Below are 17059 nucleotides of genomic sequence, written 5' to 3' on the forward strand. Positions count from 1 at the left end.
CGGCGCCGGTGATCATGTTCTTCACATAGTCGGCGTGGCCGGGGCAGTCGACATGCGCGTAGTGGCGGGCCGGCGTCTCGTATTCGACATGCGCCGTCGAGATCGTGATGCCGCGCGCCTTCTCTTCGGGCGCCGCGTCGATCTGGTCGTAACGCTTGTATTCACCGAAATACTTGGTGATCGCCGCCGTCAACGACGTCTTGCCATGGTCGACATGGCCGATCGTCCCAATGTTCACATGCGGCTTCGTCCGCTCGAATTTGCTCTTGGCCATGTGAGGTCTCCGTCTTGCTTCGCCCGCTAAGGCAATGGATCAAGTTTTGCGCAGATGCCCTTGGGCTTACGCGTATTTCTTCTGGACTTCCTGCGCGACGGCAGTCGGCACCGGCTCGTAGTGGTCGAACTGCATCGTGTACTGGGCGCGGCCCTGCGACATCGAACGCAGATTGTCGACGTATTTGAACATGTTGGCGAGCGGCACCATCGCGTTGATGACGACAGCGACGCCGCGCGCCTCCTGGCCCTGGATCTGACCGCGGCGGCCGTTCAGGTCGCCGATGACCGAACCGACATAGTCTTCCGGTGTCACCACCTCGACCTTCATGATCGGCTCAAGCAGTTGCACGCCGAGCTTCGGCGCGGCCTCGCGGAAACAGGCGCGGCCGGCGATTTCGAACGCCAGCACGCTGGAGTCCACGTCGTGGAAAGCGCCGTCGATGAGCGTCGCCTTGACGCCGATCATCGGGAAGCCGGCGAACGGACCGGACGACATGACGCTGTTGATGCCCTTCTCGACACCCGGAATGTATTCCTTCGGCACCGCGCCGCCGACGATCTTCGATTCGAACAGGAATTCGCTGCTTCCCGGATTCGGCTCGAACAGCAGCTTGACGCGGGCGAACTGGCCCGTGCCGCCGGTCTGCTTCTTGTGGGTGTAGTCCTGCTCGTGGGAGCGGGTGATGGTCTCGCGATAGGCCACCTGCGGCGCACCGACATTGGCCTCGACCTTGAACTCGCGGCGCATGCGGTCGACGATGATGTCGAGGTGAAGTTCGCCCATGCCGGCGATGATGGTCTGGCCGCTCTCCTCGTCGGTCTTGACGCGGAATGACGGATCCTCGGCGGCGAGACGATGCAGCGCCAGGCCCATCTTCTCCTGATCGCCCTTGGTCTTCGGCTCGATGGCGATCTGGATGACCGGATCGGGGAACTCCATCCGCTCCAGAATGACCGGCTTCAGCGGATCGCAAAGCGTATCGCCCGTCGTCGTGTCCTTGAGGCCGGCCAGCGCCACGATGTCGCCGGCGAAGGCCTCGTCGATGTCGGCGCGCGAATTCGCATGCATCTGCAGCATGCGGCCGATGCGCTCCTTCTTGCCCTTCACGGTGTTGTCCAGTGACACGCCCTTGGAGAGCTTGCCCGAATAGATGCGGGCGAAGGTCAGCGAGCCGACGAACGGGTCGTTCATGATCTTGAAGGCCAGCATCGACAGCGGCTCGTTGTCGTCCGCGTGACGCTCGATCTCAGCTTCCGTCTTGGCGTCGATGCCCTTGATGGCAGGCACGTCGATGGGCGACGGCAGGTATTCGACGACCGCATCAAGCAGCGGCTGTACGCCCTTGTTCTTGAAGGCCGAGCCACAAAACATCGGGAAGAATTTCACCGCGATCGTGCCCTTGCGAATGAGGGCGCGGATCTCGTCGTTGTCAGGCATTTTGCCTTCGAGATAATTCTCGAGCGCCGTCTCGTCCATTTCGACGGCGGCCTCGATCATCTTCTCGCGGTATTCTTCCGCCTTGGCCTTGAGGTCGGCCGGGATCTCGACGACGTCCCAGGCAGCGCCCAGCGTCTCGTCACGCCAGACCAGCGCGTTCATCTCGACCAGGTCGACGACGCCCTTGAACTCGGTCTCCGCGCCGATCGGCAACTGCATGACGACGGCCTGCGCGCCAAGACGCGAACCGATCATCTCCACCGAGCGGTAGAAGTCGGCGCCGATCTTGTCCATCTTGTTGCAGAAGATCATGCGCGGCACATGATACTTGTCGGCCTGGCGCCACACCGTCTCGGTCTGCGGCTCCACGCCGGCATTGGCGTCGAGCAGCGCAATAGCGCCGTCGAGCACGCGCAGCGAGCGCTCCACCTCGATGGTGAAGTCGACGTGTCCGGGGGTGTCGATGATGTTGAAGCGGCGCAGCTTGCCGTCACGGCCCTTCCAGAAGGTCGTGGTCGCGGCCGACGTGATCGTGATGCCGCGCTCCTGCTCCTGCTCCATCCAGTCCATGGTGGCGGCGCCGTCATGGACTTCGCCGATCTTGTGGGACTTGCCGGTGTAATAGAGGACGCGTTCCGTGGTCGTGGTCTTGCCGGCGTCGATATGCGCCATGATACCAAAATTGCGGTAGTCTTCGATCTTGTATTCGCGAGCCATGGGAGTGCCTCTTTATGTCCTGTCCGCGCCGTTACCAGCGGTAGTGCGCGAAGGCGCGGTTGGCTTCGGCCATCTTGTGGGTGTCTTCACGCTTCTTGACCGCCGTGCCGCGATTGTTGGCGGCATCCATGAGTTCGCCGGACAGGCGATCGACCATAGTGGTCTCGTTGCGGTTGCGGGCAGCCGTGATCAGCCAGCGGATGGCGAGCGCCTGGCGGCGCTCCGGACGGACGTCGACCGGCACCTGGTAGGTGGCGCCGCCGACGCGGCGGGAGCGGACTTCGACATGCGGCGCGACATTGTCGAGCGCCTGCTTGAAGACCACCACCGGCTCCTGCTTGGCCTTGGAGCGGACCTGCTCGAACGCGCTGTAGACGATCGTCTCGGCGACCGACTTCTTGCCGTCATACATGATGGCGTTCATGAACTTGGTGACAACCAGATCGCCGAACTTGGGATCCGGGTTGATTTCGCGCTTGTCTGCACTGTGACGACGGGACATCTTTTTGATCTCTCACTCTCGACGGCCTGGCGCTCTAAAAAGAAAGCGCCGAAGCCGGGGGAAAAGCCCTTACTTCGGACGCTTCGCGCCGTACTTCGAACGGCGCTGCTTGCGGTTCTTGACGCCCTGGGTGTCGAGCACGCCACGGATGATGTGGTAGCGCACGCCCGGAAGGTCTTTTACGCGGCCGCCGCGGATCATGACGACCGAGTGCTCCTGGAGGTTGTGACCCTCGCCCGGAATGTAGCCAATCACTTCGAAGCCGTTGGTAAGGCGGATCTTCGCGACCTTGCGCAGCGCCGAGTTCGGTTTCTTCGGCGTCGTCGTGTAGACGCGCGTGCAGACGCCCCGCTTCTGCGGGTTCTGCTGCATGGCCGGAACCTTGTTGCGCGTCGCCGGCGCTTGGCGCGGCTTGCGGATCAGCTGGTTGACGGCAGGCATTAAATCCTCTTGTCTTTCTTAGTCCGTATCCAGGGCCCGTCCAGGGCGGTTTCGAACGCCATTTCCATACGCAAATTCGGGCATGAAACCGCGTCTTGCGGTTTTGCCCGAACAAAAAGCAGAGGAAGCGCTGAGCGCTTCATGCATGCCGGAAATGTGTTTTCGCTCGTAGAACGAACCCTGTTTGAGGCGAACTTCAGGTCGCGACGACCCGAAACGTCAGACCTCACATCGGTTCAGACGAGGCGGCTTCTACTCGCTGAGTCCTTGGGCGTCAAGCGCGAAACGCGAAATGTGGCGCGGAGATAGGTGCCATGCGCTGGGCGCGCAACATGCGGCAATTTTCTTTCGTTCGCCGTTGCCGAGAGAAACGAATATGTCCTGCCGGACGATGTCGGTCCTTTCCATTTCCCGAAACGCGCTTAGTTCGATACTTGGGCAGCCTCAAATCCCATCCTTCTCTAGAGAATCACGATGAACGACAACGAACCGAAACCCGTCACCATCATTACCGGCCGGGTTTTTCGCACCAAGGGCGGCGAGTCGGAAGGCGTGCACATTTTCCTCGTCGCGCCCGACGACGATTCCGCCGTTCGCACCGCCCTGGATGCGCTGGCGAAGGAAGGCTATGCCGAGGCCGAACTCGACCAGATCGGCGATATGGACGGTCCGCCGGACGAGGAGCCGCACGCCTCCGCCTATCAGGGCGCGCTGGAGGGCGAGGTGTCGATCGTTACCTTCGAGGAGGACATCTGATAGGCTCAGGCCACGGAGGATCGATGGACATATCGCAAAGCTTGTCGTCGCGGGGCTGGGCCGACGAGGCCGTCGCCCAGATCGAGGCCGACCAGCGCCGCTCGGCCGACACTCATCTGTGGAAGCTCGAGGTCCCTGCCCTTTCCGGCATCGACCTCTATCTCAAGGACGAATCCACCCATCCGACCGGAAGCCTCAAGCACAGGCTGGCGCGTTCGCTCTTCCTCTATGCGCTGTGCAACGGCCATATCCGCGAAGGCGCGCCGGTGATCGAGGCGTCGTCGGGGTCGACCGCCGTGTCCGAGGCCTATTTCGCCCGCATGATCGGCGTGCCTTTCTATGCGGTGATGCCGCGCACCACGTCGCCGGAAAAGATCGCCGCGATCGAGCATTTTGGCGGCGCCAGTCATTTCATCGACGACGGCCGCCGCATCTATGCCGAATCGGCCGAACTGGCGGCGAGGCTCGGCGGTCATTTCATGGACCAGTTCACCTACGCCGAGCGCGCCACCGACTGGCGCGGCAACAACAACATCGCCGAATCGATCTTCGGTCAGATGCGCGACGAACATCATCCGATCCCGGCCTGGATCGTCATGAGCCCCGGCACCGGCGGCACCACGGCGACGATCGGCCGCTACATCCGCTACAAGCGCCACCCGACCCGGCTGTCGGTCGCCGACGCCGAACGCTCGGCGTTCTTCGACGGCTATGCGACAAAAAACCCCGATTGCCGCTGCGAGCAGCCTTCGCGCATCGAAGGCATTGGCCGGCCACGGGTCGAGCCGTCCTTTGTGCCCGGCGTCATCGACCATATGGTGCGCATCCCCGACGCGGTGTCGCTGGCGGCGATGCGTGTGCTGTCGAAGCGTATCGGCCGCCGTGTCGGCGGCTCGACCGGCACGAACTTCGCCGGCATGTGCCTAGCCGCGTCACGCATGGCCGCGGCTGGCGAGAGTGGGTCGATCGTCACGCTGATCTGCGATTCCGGCGAGCGCTACGCCAACACCTATTATTCCGACGACTGGCTGGCCGAGAGGCAGTTGGACCCTGCCCCTCACATTCCGGCAATCGAAGCATTTTTGGCGGGCGCGCCGCTCGACCTGCCGTGCCGGGAGTGCTGGGGCTGACCACAGAGCAAGCCGCCTCGCTTTCGGCGACTTGGCAAATCCGTCGATGTCGCCTGGCCGAGATCTCGCCGCCCCCTCACGCGACCCGTTCGCCACTCCTGATCCGATAGCTCGGCTGGTACATGGTCACCAGTTCCTCCGCGGCCGTCGGGTGAACCGCCATGGTGCGGTCGAACACATCCTTGGTCAGCCGCCCCTTGACGGCGATACCGAGAAGCTGCGCCATCTCGCCGGCATCAGGCCCGAGGATGTGCGCGCCGACGACGCGGTTCGAGCCGGCCTCGACAATCAGCTTCATGATCGTGCGTTCGTCGCGTCCGGGAAGGATGTTGCGCATCGGCCGAAACGCCGCCCGGTAGATATCGAGATCACCCAGCTTCTTCGCCGCCGCCTCTTCGCTAAGACCGACCGTGCCGATCTCCGGCTGCGAGAACACCGCCGTCGGAACGTCGTCGAGATCGGGTTTTGTCGGGTTGTTCCTGAAGACGGTCTCGACGAAACACATCGCCTCGTGGATCGCCACCGGTGTCAATTGCAGCCGGTTGGTCACGTCGCCCAGAGCAAAAATGTTGTCGACATTGGTCCGCGAATAATCGTCGACGAGAATATCGCCAGCCGGCCCAAGCGCCACGCCGGCATTTTCCAGCCCGAGATTTTCGGTGTTGGGTGTGCGGCCCAGCGCAAGCATCACCTGGTCGACAACGAGTTCCCGCCCCTTGGCAGTGCGCGCCAAGAGCCGTTCACCCCCGCATTTCTCGATGCCGGCGAACACGTCGTGGCACAGGATTTTTATACCCTTGCGCTCCATCGCCTCATGCAGGCCGCGCCTGAGATCCATGTCGAAGCGCGAAAGAATTTCGGCGCCGCGATAGATCAGCGTCGTGTCGACGCCGAGCCCATGGAAGATGTTGGCGAATTCGACGGCGATGTAGCCGCCGCCGGCAATCACGATCGCCTTCGGCAGTTCCTGCAGGTGAAAGGCCTCGTTGGAGGTGATCGTCAGTTCATGGCCCGGCAGCGCTTCATGCGGGCTCGGCCGGCCGCCGGTGGCGATCAGGATGGTTTCGGCCGTCACCGTCCGGCCTTCGGAAATGAGCCGGATCGTATGGCCGTCAACAAGCTCGGCGCGGCTGTGGAAGGCCGTGCCACCCGCCTTCTCGACGCCCGACCGATAAATGCTCTCCAGTCGCGCGATCTCACGATCCTTGTTGGCGATCAGCGTCGGCCAGTCGAACGACGTTTCGCCGACGCTCCAGCCGTAACCCGAGGCATCCTCGAACTGTTCGGAGAATTGCGAGGCATAGACCAGCAGCTTCTTCGGAACGCAGCCGCGGATGACACATGTGCCACCGAACCGGTACTCTTCCGCGATTGCCACCCGCTTCCCGAGGCCGGCGCTGACCCGTGCGGCGCGCACCCCGCCCGAACCGCCGCCAATCACGAACAAATCATAGTCGTATTGGGACATGGGTCGTCTCCAAATCGCTTCCGGATGGCGAAGTCACACTTATGCAGCGTGCGCCGAAATGAAAAGCCCGGCGCGAAGCCGGGCTTGAGCATGGCAACGGCGGCGGGCTTGAATCAGTTGGCCTTCGGCTGGGCGTCTGCCGGCGCCGCTGCTTCCGCCGGCTTCTTCGGGACCGCCGCGTTGATGGCCTTGCCGACATTGTCCGCCAGATCGCGCGCGACGCCGCGCTGCCAGATTTCCGCAGCCTGGGCGACGCTGCGGATCAGGGTCGGCCCCTGGTCGAGCAGCTTCTTCCCCGCCTCGGTCCCGTAGAAGGCGGCGATGGCATTGAGTTCGTCGGCCGAGAAAGCCTTGGCATAGACAAGAGCCGCTTCCTTCTCGAGGTCGGCGCGGCGCGGGGCCAGCGAGATGGTCGTCTCGTCGACCGTCTTGACGATCAGTTCCTGCAGATCCGGATTCTTCTGGATAAGCGACTGCTTCAGCGCCGCGGCGGCGTCAGGCAGGATTCCATCATAGACCTCGGTCGCACCGATCACCGTGATGGCGGCGCGCGCGGCCTTCAGATGGTCTTCGGAAATGTCCTGCGCGAATGCCGGCAGCGCCGTGAAGACGGCCGCCGAGGCGACGGCGGCGAGAGCGAGACGGCGGATCGAATTCAGCCGGATCATGATAAGGGCAACTCCTGTTTATTGTTGCGCGAGGATCGTCCGCGCGCCGCTTGCGCCGGCCACCACCACCATGCGCGCCAGGCCTAGAAACAGACCATGCTCGACAACGCCAGGCACGGAATGAAGACCATTTGACAGCGCTCTTGGATCGGGAATGCGGCCAAAAGATGCGTCGAGGATGAAATGCCCGCCGTCTGTAACAAATGGCGCATCCTTCGTCATCCGCAATGTGATCGACCCCGCGAGACTGAGTTCCTCGGCGACGCGGCGGATCGCGATCTCGGTGGCGCGCAGGCCGAACGGATTGACTTCGATGGGCAGCGGGAAGCGGCCGAGCACCTCGACCGCCTTGCTTTCATCGGCGATCACGATCATCCGCTTCGACGCCGCCGCGACGATCTTCTCACGCAGCAGCGCGCCGCCGCCGCCCTTGATCAGGACTAGATTCGGATCGAATTCGTCGGCGCCGTCCACGGTGAGATCGAGCTCCGGCGTATCGTCGAGCGTCGTCAACGGCACGCCGGTCTCGTTGCAGAGTTTTGCGGTGCGCTCGGAGGTCGGCACACCGATGATCGACAGCCCCTCCCCGACCCTCTTTGCAAGCAGCCGCACGAATTCTTCCGCCGTGGAGCCGCTGCCAATGCCAAGCCGCATGCCGTCCTCGACATGGGCGAGCGCCGCCCGTGCCGCTTCGATCTTCAGTGTCCGCGCATCCATGGGCCGCTCGCCATCATCTCGAGCGTCGCGCTTAGCATCTTTGCCACGCCGGGCAAACCCTGGACAACGTGGCGATTCGGCCGGGTTGCGCCGGGCTGGCCCGCGCGGTACTTCGGGCGCGATCCATCCTTAGCCATGCGAGCCTTTTCATGAACCGCCCGATTGTCGTCTTCGATCTCGACGGAACCCTCGTCGACACGGCTCCCGACCTGCTGGACAGCCTGAACCACAGCCTGTTGGCCGGCGGCGCGGCGCTCGCCGACAACAACGGTATCCGCCAGTTCGTCGGCCATGGCGCGCGGGTGATGATCGAGCGCGCCTATGCCGCGCAGAAGCGCATGCTGGAACCTGCCGAGCACGACCGGCTGTTCAACCTGTTCCTCGACCACTACGGTAGCAACATTCCGGGCCGGTCGCAGCCCTATCCGGGAGTGCCGGCCGCACTCACGCGACTTGCCGCGGCAGGCTACCTGTTCGCCGTCTGCACCAACAAGACCGAAGGCTTTTCGAAGCGCCTGCTGGAAGGTCTGGGTCTCGCTGGCCGGTTCGCAGCGATCTGCGGCTCGGACAGTTTTGCGTTCCGCAAGCCGGATCCACGGCACCTGACTGAAACCATCGCGCTGGCAGGCGGCGACGTCAGTCATGCAATCATGGTCGGCGATTCGCAGACCGATATCGACACGGCCAAGGCCGCAGGCATTCCGGTCGTGGCCGTCGATTTCGGCTACACGGACCGGCATGTCCGTGAATTCGGTCCGTCGCGCATCATCTCGCATTTCGACGAGCTGACCGTGGAATTGTGCGGTGATCTGGTTGAAGCAGCCCAAGCCTGACCGGCAAGGAAAATGGTGGGCGATGCAGGGATTGAACCTGCGACCCCACCCGTGTGAAGGGTGTGCTCTCCCGCTGAGCTAATCGCCCGCCAGCGGCCCAAGGCCGAAGCGAGCCGCGATATAGGATGCGGCGGCGGGCCAAGTCAAGGACGCCTGGCCCGCTTTGTGGATTGTTCGCCGACAGACGGTGCCGGCGTTGCGTGGCGCCAGCGGCAGGGCGAAACTCTGCCGCGAGCGCCCGCCGGTCAGGCCAGCGTGTAGGCCGTCTTGACGGTGGTGTAGAACTCGGCGGCGTAACGGCCCTGCTCGCGCGAGCCATGGCTCGAACCCTTGCGGCCGCCGAACGGCACATGGAAATCAACGCCAGCGGTCGGCAGGTTGACCATTACCATACCCGCCTCGGCGTTGCGCTTGTAATGCGTGGCGTATTTCAGGCTGGTCGTGCAGATGCCGGACGACAGGCCGAACGGCGTATCGTTGGCGACATGCAGCGCCTCCTCATAGTCCTTGACCCGGATGACCGACGCGACCGGCCCGAAAATCTCTTCCTGGCTGATGCGCATGGCATTGGTGGCCTCCGTGAACAGCGCCGGCTGCAGATAGAAGCCGGGCGTCTCGCGGTTCAGCCGCTCGCCGCCGAAAGCAAGTTTCGCGCCCTCGTCGCGGCCGATGGCGATGTATTTCTCGTCCTGGTCGAGCTGGTTCTGGTCGACCACCGGGCCGATCTGCGTGCCGGCCTTCAAAGCATTGTCGACGACGAGGTTTTTCAGCTTGTCGGTGACCGCAGCGACGAACTTGTCGTGGATGCCGTCCTGCACGATCAGCCGCGATGATGCCGTGCAGCGCTGGCCGGTCGAGAAGAAGGCGCCATTGACCGCGCAATCGACGGCGATCGCGAGATCGGCGTCGTCCAGCACCACCAGCGGGTTCTTGCCGCCCATCTCGAGCTGGAATTTCCGGTTGTGCTCGATGCTCGCCGCCGCCACACGCTTGCCGGTGCCGACCGAGCCGGTGAAGGTGACGGCGTTGATGTCGGCGCTATCCAGCATCGCCTGGCCTACGACCGAGCCCTTGCCCATAACCAGATTGAGCACGCCTTTCGGCAGGCCGGCGCGGTGCAATATGTCGACGATCGCCCACGAGCAGCCGGGAACAAGGTCGGCCGGCTTGAACACGACGGTGTTGCCGTAGCACAGCGCCGGGGCGAGCTTCCAGGCCGGGATGGCGATCGGGAAATTCCATGGCGTGATGATGCCGACGACGCCGACCGCCTCGCGGGTGATCTCGACACCGACGCCGGGCCGCACCGACGGGACCGTCTCGCCGGTCAGGCGCAGCGCCTCGCCGGCGAAGAAGTCGAAAATCTGCGCGGCGCGGATAGTCTCGCCAATGCCTTCGACGAGCGTCTTGCCCTCTTCACGCGACAGGAGTTTTCCGAGTTCCTCCTTGCGCGCAAGAATCTCGTCGGAGGCCTTTCGCAGCACAGCGTGGCGCTCCATCGGGCCGGAGCGCGACCATTTCGGGAAGGCGGCCTTGGCCGCGGCGATGGCCGCAAGCGCGTCGGCCTTGGTCGCCCGGGCATAGGTACCGACGACGTCGTCGGTGTCGGACGGATTGATGTTGGGGACCGCGTCGCCCTTCACCCATTCGCCGTCGATCAGATTGCCGTGCAGTTCGCTCATATCCGCTTCCATCAAACCAGATTTCAGTGTCGGCCAGAGGCCATCCAGCCCGCGAACGACCCATGCGTCAATGGCGAAGGTACCGGCGAGCTCGGTGCCTACTTAGGCGAAACCTGACGGCAGCAACAGGCTTGTGGCGCGAGATTCATACGGCACCCCGACGATTCCGCATGCGCCGGACACAAATGATGACGGCGCCGATCGGCGCCGTTCATACGAAGCGATGACAGCCAGACTGCCGGATATCAGAACTTGACCTTGAGGCTGCCGGACAGCGCGCTGACGAGGTCGTTGCCGAAGTCGTAGGACACATCGGTTCCGAACGTGTTGCCGTCGCTCTCGACAGCGCCGACGGAACCGCTGGTCAGGATACCAAGCGCGCCGCCCAGCCTGACCTCGACATTCTGGTTCGGCGTATAGGCCGCACCGGCGCTGACGGTCCAGGTATCGGTCTGCGAACTGAGACCGGTTGTCGTTCCGCGATCCCAGGTCAAGGAAACCGCGCCACTCCACTGATCGTTGAACCGGTGGCCGACACCGCCCTGCACCGTCCAGCCGTCGCGATAGAGCAGATCGAGCGACGTGACAAAACCCGGTCCCTGGTAGCTGCAACCAAGCGACTTGACCGCGGTGGAGCAGAAGCTCACGACCTGAAGGACGCTCCAGTCGACCCACTTCACTGAACCGAAAGCCAGCCAGTCGGGCGCAATGCCCGTCTGAATCTTGAACTCCACCGAGGCCGGCATGCTGGCCGTGCCAAATACCGGGATGGCGGTACGCCCGGCCTGCGTAAGGTCCACGGTCCCCGTCACGTCGCCGAGGTCGACTTCGCTGTTGTAGACCAGGCTGGCGCGGAAGGCGATTTCCGGGATTTCGTATGCCGCACCGATGCGCCAGCCAACGCCGTCGCCTTCAAGGTCAATCCGCCCGATACCCGTGAACGGCACCGGAATCCCGGTAAAATCCTGCACGAGGCGCGTCTTGAAGCCGTCGACTTCCTGGTAGAAGACGCCGCCGATCAAGCGCAACTGGCCGCCCTTGCCGACATCGAACTTGTAGGAGCACGTGCCGGCATAGTTGTCGCTGTCGATCTTGGTCTCGATGTTGCTGTTGGCGCCGGCCCAGTTGAGGCCGGGATTGCTGTGGACGCCCCAGGGCTGGGAATAATCGATCATGCAATCGAAACCCGCCATCCCGGCCTTGATACCGATTCGCGGGACCCAGTAGGGTTCGGAGTCGTCGGCAGTCGTGGAACGACCGTTCAGATTTCCGCCGCCCCGTCCGAAGCCCGGGCTTCCGGGAGGCACAAGCGCCGTCGTCGGGTCGGTATCGACCGCGTTCTCAATTTTGCGGTCCGGCATGACGTAAGTGGCTGTCGCCTCAGCGGCGAAGCGCGAAGGGTCGAACAGGAGATCGATGTTATAGCCGCCGCGTTCCAGGCCGCCCGCCATTGCGGGGCCGACGGCCACGGTGGCAAGCAAGCTTGCGCCGATCAGTGACGACAGCAGCGTCCGGCTCATGAATGTCCTCTCCCCAGTACTTCACGCAACCTTGATCGAATTCACGGGAAGGGTGCAACCAGCATCTCGCCCCGACGAGCCGACCGTACCGGCGAGTTCTCCCGACTCCCCCGTCGGAGCACGCCGATGGGATCGAGTTTCGCAGGGATTCGGTAAAAAACGATAAGGAAAAAAGGAAAAACGCCCAAACCAGCACGCAATTTCCGCGAATTGGGCCGACTTGTAACTTTGCGGCAACAATGGGGCGGAAAATCGCCAGATGTGGTTGAACTGCCGCTGCGGAATAACGCCGCGGTGTGTTTTTCGAGGCGTCGCGGAACGGCAAGGCGCCGTCCCGCGACTCACCATCAAGCCTTGATGTCGCGCACCCGCGAGAGCGCGACGGCCAGCCTTTCCTGCGTCAGCAGATACTCGGCAAGTTTCTCGCGCTCGGCCTCGACGACCTCCGGCGCTGCGTTGGCGACGAAGCGTTCGTTCGACAGCTTCTTGCGGATGCGCGCCACCTCTTCCGTGACCTTGGCCAGTTCCTTCTGCAGCCTCGTCGCTTCGACCGCGAGGTCGATCAGGCCGCCAAGCGGCAGACAGACCGTCGCCTCGCCGAGCACGATCTGCGCCGACGCCGGCGGCGGCGCGGCGGCGTGGGTGATGGCGTCGACGCGCGCAAGACGCTTGATCGCGGCGTCCTGGCGTTCGAGCCTGCGCATCGTGGTCGCATCCGCGCCGACAACGACCAGCGGCGCAACCGCGCCGGCGGGGACGTTCATCTCCGAGCGTACTGAACGGATGCCCGAAACCAGGTCGACCAGCCAGTTGATCTCGGCCGCCGCATCCGCGTCGTCGAAATCCGGCTGCGGCCAGCGCGCATGGCAGAGCAGGGTCGACCGTTCCTTGCCCTCGCCCGCCGTATGCGCCCAGAGCTCCTCGGTCATGAACGGCATGATCGGGTGCAGCAGCTTGTAGATCTCGTCGAGCACGAAGGCCATGCAGGCGCGGCTTTCGGCCTTGGCCTCCTCGTCGTCGCCCATGAACACGGGTTTCAGCAGTTCGACATACCAGTCACAGACCAAATTCCAGACGAACCGGTAGGCCGCGCCCGCCGCCTCGTTGAAGCGGTAGCTGGTGATCCCTTCGGTCACGGCGCGGGCCGTGTGCGTCAGCTCGGTCAGGATCCAGCGGTTGACGGTGAGCTTGGCGTCGTTCAGCCAGAAATCGTCGTTGCGCGCCACGCCGTTCATCTGCGCGAAGCGGGTCGCGTTCCACAACTTGGTGCCAAAATTGCGATAGCCGGCGATGCGGGCCGGATCGAGCTTAACGTCCCTGCCCTGCGCGGCCATGATGGTCAGCGTGAAGCGTACCGCGTCGGCGCCGTATTCGCTGATCAGGTCGAGCGGGTCGATGACGTTGCCCTTCGACTTCGACATCTTTGCGCCGGTCTTGTCGCGGACCAGCGCATGGACATAGACCGTATGGAACGGCTCCTCGTCCATGAAATGCAGGCCCATCATCATCATGCGGGCGACCCAGAAGAAGATGATGTCGAAGCCAGTCACCAGAACGTCGGTCTGGTAATAGGTCTTCAGTTCCGGCGTGTTGTCCGGCCAGCCCAGCGTCGAGAACGGCCACAGCGCCGAGGAGAACCAGGTGTCGAGCACGTCCTCGTCGCGGGTGAGAATCTCGCCAGGCTTGAAGTTTTCGAGCTTGTCCTCGACCCATGCCTTCCACGGGCCTTCGAGCGCCAGATAATATTCGACCGCGGCACTGAGCGCCTCTTCCTCGGTCTTTTCCACGAAGACATGCCCGTCCGGCCCGTACCAGGCCGGGATCTGGTGACCCCACCAGAGCTGGCGGGACACGCACCACGGCTCGATGTTCTCCATCCAGTCGAAATACGTCTTTTCCCAGTGCTTCGGCACGAAGTTGGTTCGGCCCTCGCGCACCGAGGCGATCGCCGGCTTCGCCAGCACCTTGGCGTCAAGGAACCACTGGTCGGTCAGCATCGGCTCGATCACCACGCCGGAGCGGTCGCCGAACGGCTGCATGATCTTCTTGGCCTCGACGAACGGAACGTCGTTGCCCTCGGCGTCCTTGACCGTGACGGCGAGCCCTTCCGCGGTGATCGCCTCGACGATGAGTTTACGGGCGGCGTAACGGTCGAGGCCGCGATATTCGTCCGGCACCAGATTGATGCCGTCCACCTCCGCCTCGCTAGGCGTGTTGCCGGTCTTGGCGATCTGCAGCGCCTGCGCCGCGTGGTCGGCATAGGGCTCGCCGTCGGCGCGCATCACCGCGCGCGTATCCATCAGCCGATAGAGCGGAATGTTGTTGCGGCGGGCGACCTGGTAGTCGTTGAAGTCGTGCGCGCCGGTGATCTTCACCGCGCCCGAACCGAAAGTGGGATCGGGATATTCGTCGGTGATGATCGGGATCAGCCGCCGGTGTTCCTTCGGCCCGACCGGGATTTCGCAAAGCTTGCCGACGATCGGCGCGTAGCGCTCGTCGGATGGATGCACGGCCACCGCGCCGTCGCCCAGCATGGTTTCGGGCCGCGTCGTCGCGATGGAGATATAGTCGCGCTCTTCCTCCAGCACGACGTTTCCGTCAGCGTCCTTCTCGACATAGGTGTAGGTCTCGCCGCCGGCCAGCGGATATTTGAAATGCCACATATGGCCGTCGGCTTCCTTGTTCTCCACTTCGAGGTCGGAGATCGCCGTCTCGAAAGCCGGATCCCAGTTGACCAGCCGCTTGCCGCGATAGATCAGCCCTTCCTTGTAGAGCCGCACGAACACTTCGAGCACGGCCTCCGACAGGCCCTCGTCCATGGTGAAGCGTTCGCGCAACCAGTCGCAGGACGCGCCAAGGCGTTTCAACTGATGGATGATCGCGCCGCCCGACTGCTCCTTCCAGGTCCACACACGACTGATGAACTCGTCGCGGCCGATGTCGCGGCGCGAGATGCCGCTTTCGGCTAGTTGGCGCTCGACGACCATCTGCGTGGCGATGCCTGCATGATCCATGCCGGGCTGCCAGAGCACGTTCTTGCCGCGCATGCGCTCGAAGCGGACAAGAATGTCCTGCAGCGTGTTGTTGAGCGCGTGCCCCATATGCAGCGAGCCGGTGACGTTGGGCGGCGGGATGACGATGGAGAAAGGCTCCGCGCCAGTCTCCGCACCCGCCCCGGCACGAAATGCGTCCTCAGCCTCCCAGCGTTCGGCGATCCGTGGTTCGACGGCTTTTGCGTCATAGGTCTTGTCGAGCATGGGAAACCGCCTGCCATTGTCCGGAAATTCGAAAGGCCGGTGTAAATCGAATGGCAAGAGGCAAGTCAACCGCGGATGCCAAGCTTCCCCGTTGCCACGCTGCCCTTCGGCCCTGGCCATTTTCAAAGAACGCTCCCTGCCGCGGAGGGAGAAGTCGGGAAGCGGGCGCAAAAAGCCTTGCCTCACAGACTAACAATATGGCGCAGCTTCCTGCGCCCGCCGGCGATTTTTGGCCTCGTCCTGTTCCGCTTCGCCTTGCTCCGGCTCCGGCATTTTTGTGCCTCGGCTGGCCCGGTCTTAAGCACTCGTCCAGTGCGCCCCGACCGTAGTGCCGGGGGAGGAACCTTCGGACGCGGCCTCCCCGGCCATGCCGCTTCGTCGGCAGCATGGCGGAGGCGCCGGTTCCTCCCCACTTTCGAACGACTCCGGAAGCGTTCCCGGCAGGAGAAACTGCGGAGGATTATGAGGCAGGTTTTTGGGGACGGGGATGAGATCGAGTGAAAAATCGTGCCGTTGAATTTTTTCACGAGATATGACGAAAAGGTAAGCGCCTGAAATAGTTACCTTTTCTACCGGGTATCAATTCGCCGAAGCTGCATTTTTACGCGAAAACAAAATAAAAATAGAACAAGCCGTCCCCGTTTGCCAAACCGCGCGACGGCGATAGGAGCCTAACTCGCGCCCCGCGCGACCCGCTCGATTTCCTCGCGCACCAGCCGCTCGACAAGCGTCGGGAGATTGTTGTCCAGCCAGTCCTGCAGCATTGGCCGCAGCATCTCCTCGGCCATCTCGTCGAGGCTCTTGCGGTTGCGAGCCGCCAGCGCTTCGGACAATTCATTGAAAGCGGCGGCCACCTGTCGCCCGGTATGGTCCGAAATGATGGCCGGACGCACCGATTCGGCGAACGGCGCCGGCGCATCCGCGACCATCTCGTCCGCCGGAGCGTGATTTGCCTGCGAGTCGGCAATATCCTGGAGAACGGCGTTCGCCACCTCGTCGAGGTCGAAATCGTCATGCTCGACGGGTTCGATCGCTTCCGGCTCGGAGACGCCGAGTTGCCATTCCGTCATTTCGGGGATTTTGGGCGTTGCGGAAACGGTCGTCATCGACGCCTCTTCCGGCTCGAACAGCGGCTGCGCGGCGACTGCGGCCAGACCTGCATCCGGCGCGACGGGAGATGCCGCCTGCTGATAATCCTGCTCTGCGGCCTCACGTGCGGCGGCTCTTTCCGCAACGACCTGCGCCTGCACTTCTGCGAGGGTAACGGGCCTGCGCGATTCGGTCGCGGGAACGTCGGCGCGAGGAGCTGTGCGGAACGTATCGACTTCGATCACCGTGCCTTCCTGCGCCGCCGCCGACACGGCCTGGCCGGCACCGGCCGAAGGCGAAACATCATTGTCGGGCCGCACCGGCTGACTGCCGTCGTCCGGACGGCGAACCGTGTCGCTATCCTCGATAATCCTGCGGATGGAAGCCAGAATCTCTTCCATCGAGGGTTCGCGCTGAGCGCTGCCGAGTTGTGCCATCGTCACATCCGCCGCCTTTGTGACCGCCGCTGAAAACGGCTTTCGGAGAAAGCCGCCCACGAATCATGGCATCAGCGTAGCGGAGGCAGGCGCAGGCGAGAATCCCCAAAGAGCGGATTCGAAACGAT

General features: G+C 63.3%; 14 protein-coding genes and 1 tRNA gene. 3 read left to right on the forward strand and 12 right to left on the reverse strand.

Annotation, left to right across the window (positions count from 1 at the left end; genetic code table 11):
• The 4 genes from ACH196_RS03655 to rpsL all read right to left on the reverse strand — a co-directional run.
• On the reverse strand, positions 1–274 hold a 274-nt coding region (locus ACH196_RS03655), incomplete at its 3' end, for a GTP-binding protein (RefSeq protein WP_396645030.1).
• 66 nt (positions 275–340) lie between these two features.
• Positions 341–2431, reverse strand: a complete 2091-nt coding sequence (gene fusA / locus ACH196_RS03660; protein WP_396645031.1) for an elongation factor G — start codon at positions 2429–2431, stop codon at positions 341–343.
• Between the two features lie 31 nt (positions 2432–2462).
• Complete coding sequence (gene rpsG / locus ACH196_RS03665; RefSeq protein WP_349007001.1) at positions 2463–2933, reverse strand: 30S ribosomal protein S7; 471 nt, start codon at positions 2931–2933, stop codon at positions 2463–2465.
• 69 nt (positions 2934–3002) lie between these two features.
• Positions 3003–3374, reverse strand: coding sequence for a 30S ribosomal protein S12 (gene rpsL / locus ACH196_RS03670; protein ID WP_396645034.1), 372 nt, complete (start codon positions 3372–3374; stop codon positions 3003–3005).
• A gap of 474 nt (positions 3375–3848) precedes the next feature.
• On the opposite strand from rpsL, the gene ACH196_RS03675 reads away from it, so the two are divergent.
• Together ACH196_RS03675 and ACH196_RS03680 are read left to right on the forward strand one after the other, a co-directional pair.
• Positions 3849–4130, forward strand: coding sequence for a transcriptional regulator (locus tag ACH196_RS03675; RefSeq protein WP_396645036.1), 282 nt, complete (start codon positions 3849–3851; stop codon positions 4128–4130).
• A 23-nt stretch (positions 4131–4153) separates the two neighbouring features.
• Entirely contained in the window at positions 4154–5260 is a 1107-nt protein-coding gene (locus ACH196_RS03680) for a PLP-dependent cysteine synthase family protein (RefSeq protein ID WP_396645037.1), read from the forward strand.
• A 76-nt stretch (positions 5261–5336) separates the two neighbouring features.
• Here ACH196_RS03680 and gor read toward each other — a convergent pair whose 3' ends face one another.
• The 3 genes from gor to rpiA form a co-directional block, all read right to left on the reverse strand.
• Positions 5337–6728 carry a glutathione-disulfide reductase gene (gene gor, locus ACH196_RS03685; RefSeq protein WP_396645039.1) on the reverse strand — a complete coding sequence of 464 codons (1392 nt, stop codon included), beginning with the start codon at positions 6726–6728 and terminating at the stop codon, positions 5337–5339.
• Positions 6729–6841: 113 nt separating this feature from the next.
• Complete coding sequence (locus ACH196_RS03690) at positions 6842–7396, reverse strand: DUF2059 domain-containing protein (RefSeq protein WP_396645040.1); 555 nt, start codon at positions 7394–7396, stop codon at positions 6842–6844.
• 18 nt (positions 7397–7414) lie between these two features.
• The gene (rpiA, locus tag ACH196_RS03695; protein WP_396645042.1) at positions 7415–8113 is read right to left on the reverse strand and encodes a ribose-5-phosphate isomerase RpiA; all 699 of its coding nucleotides are present in this window, start codon (positions 8111–8113) and stop codon (positions 7415–7417) included.
• Between the two features lie 149 nt (positions 8114–8262).
• Between rpiA and ACH196_RS03700 the strand changes: the two genes are divergently transcribed.
• Positions 8263–8946, forward strand: coding sequence for an HAD family hydrolase (locus ACH196_RS03700; protein ID WP_396645044.1), 684 nt, complete (start codon positions 8263–8265; stop codon positions 8944–8946).
• Between the two features lie 13 nt (positions 8947–8959).
• On the opposite strand, the gene ACH196_RS03705 is transcribed toward ACH196_RS03700, so the two are convergent.
• From ACH196_RS03705 to ACH196_RS03725, 5 genes are all read right to left on the reverse strand, one after another.
• A tRNA-Val gene (locus tag ACH196_RS03705) sits at positions 8960–9034 on the reverse strand.
• Positions 9035–9191: 157 nt separating this feature from the next.
• Positions 9192–10628 (reverse strand): aldehyde dehydrogenase family protein, encoded by a 1437-nt coding sequence (locus tag ACH196_RS03710; protein WP_396645045.1) that lies wholly within the window; start codon positions 10626–10628, stop codon positions 9192–9194.
• 245 nt (positions 10629–10873) lie between these two features.
• Entirely contained in the window at positions 10874–12148 is a 1275-nt protein-coding gene (locus ACH196_RS03715) for an outer membrane protein transport protein (RefSeq protein ID WP_396645046.1), read from the reverse strand.
• 347 nt (positions 12149–12495) lie between these two features.
• Entirely contained in the window at positions 12496–15405 is a 2910-nt protein-coding gene (locus ACH196_RS03720; protein WP_396645048.1) for a valine--tRNA ligase, read from the reverse strand.
• A 671-nt stretch (positions 15406–16076) separates the two neighbouring features.
• Positions 16077–16931 (reverse strand): DUF2497 domain-containing protein, encoded by an 855-nt coding sequence (locus ACH196_RS03725; protein ID WP_396645050.1) that lies wholly within the window; start codon positions 16929–16931, stop codon positions 16077–16079.
• Between the last annotated feature and the right edge of the window lie 128 nt (positions 16932–17059).

The organism is Mesorhizobium sp. IMUNJ 23232 (genome assembly GCF_044326205.1).
Classification (GTDB): Bacteria; Pseudomonadota; Alphaproteobacteria; order Rhizobiales; family Rhizobiaceae; genus Kumtagia.